Source organism: Enterobacter sp. CGMCC 5087 (assembly GCF_003144775.1).
GTDB lineage: Bacteria > Pseudomonadota > Gammaproteobacteria > Enterobacterales > Enterobacteriaceae > Enterobacter > Enterobacter cloacae_M.
Genome location: NZ_QFXN01000202.1, coordinates 1 through 867, shown reverse-complemented (window position 1 = coordinate 867; position 867 = coordinate 1). Strand labels below are relative to the sequence as shown.

Below are 867 nucleotides of genomic sequence, written 5' to 3'. Positions count from 1 at the left end.
CATTCGGTGCGCATGGCGTGGTGGCTGTAAGTCATCAGACAGACGGCAATCCCGGCGGCCTCGCTGCTGAGCTCATCGCCGTTACCGTTCAGGGTATTGAACAGGGACCATTGTTCATCAGTATTGTCGTCAGCTTCCGGGGCCATAAACGCGCCGCCGTTGCTGAGCGTATAAAAATTCCAGATACCCCCGCTGTAGTCAGCGCAGAAGCGGTCCATCCAGGCAAAGACGGTCGGTTCGAGGATTATCCACTGCGGTATGCTGCCGAAGTACTTCGGCCAGAACCCCACGCGCTGCTCGTCCGGTACGAGCGTGGCGGTCAGTGCGGAGGCTTCATCGGCAGGTTGCTGATGTAACGGGTTGTTATCGTTAAGGTTAATAATGTCGGTCATAGTCGTTTTTCCTTGTTTATTTATCGGGCCGGGGAGACAGGTTAAGCAGGAGTGACGGGCAGGACTGCGCATAGCCATCCTCATCACAGCGTGATGGGCAGTGGCCTTCAGGAAGACTTAAGCTGCAGAGGCTGAGCTCACCGGGTCGGTAGAGAAGATGTGAGCACCAGGCGCACAGGTCGTCGTCAGCGACGGAGCGGCAACCTGTCCGGTGGGTCAGTGAAAGCGGATATGGCGCCACCTGAATCACCCCCTCGGGAATACGCGGCATTACTTCAGCGTCTCCAGCAGACTTTCGGCCATCACCCAGAGCGCTCTGTTGAGTTTCACGTCGCCGTCGATGCCGTTAATCGCGCGGGTGTGGGTACGTTTTCCCTGTGCGGTGCGTCCGCTCAGGCCACCTTTGAGCAAAGACTCCTGAATGCGGTTATAAATGGTCCACAGGTCGTCCTGACGGTCCTCATACCGTCGCGGA

At 57.6% G+C, this 867-nt stretch carries 3 protein-coding genes; all 3 read right to left on the bottom strand.

Annotation, left to right across the window (positions count from 1 at the left end; all coding sequences use genetic code 11):
* Positions 1 to 392: antirestriction protein (locus tag DEO48_RS16460; protein ID WP_109845751.1), on the bottom strand; the 392-nt coding region annotated here is incomplete at its 3' end.
* 16 nt (positions 393 to 408) lie between these two features.
* Positions 409 to 663: a hypothetical protein gene (locus tag DEO48_RS16455; RefSeq protein ID WP_109845750.1), complete on the bottom strand. Its 255-nt coding sequence runs from the start codon at positions 661 to 663 to the stop codon at positions 409 to 411.
* Positions 663 to 867: DUF932 domain-containing protein (locus DEO48_RS16450; RefSeq protein WP_146198291.1), on the bottom strand; the 205-nt coding region annotated here is incomplete at its 5' end. The genes DEO48_RS16450 and DEO48_RS16455, both read right to left, overlap by 1 nt.

Bases quoted from the DNA above. Each gene is read 5' to 3' on its own strand.
- DEO48_RS16455 (WP_109845750.1), bottom strand. From the start codon at position 663: ATGCCGCGTATTCCCGAGGGGGTGATTCAGGTGGCGCCATATCCGCTT.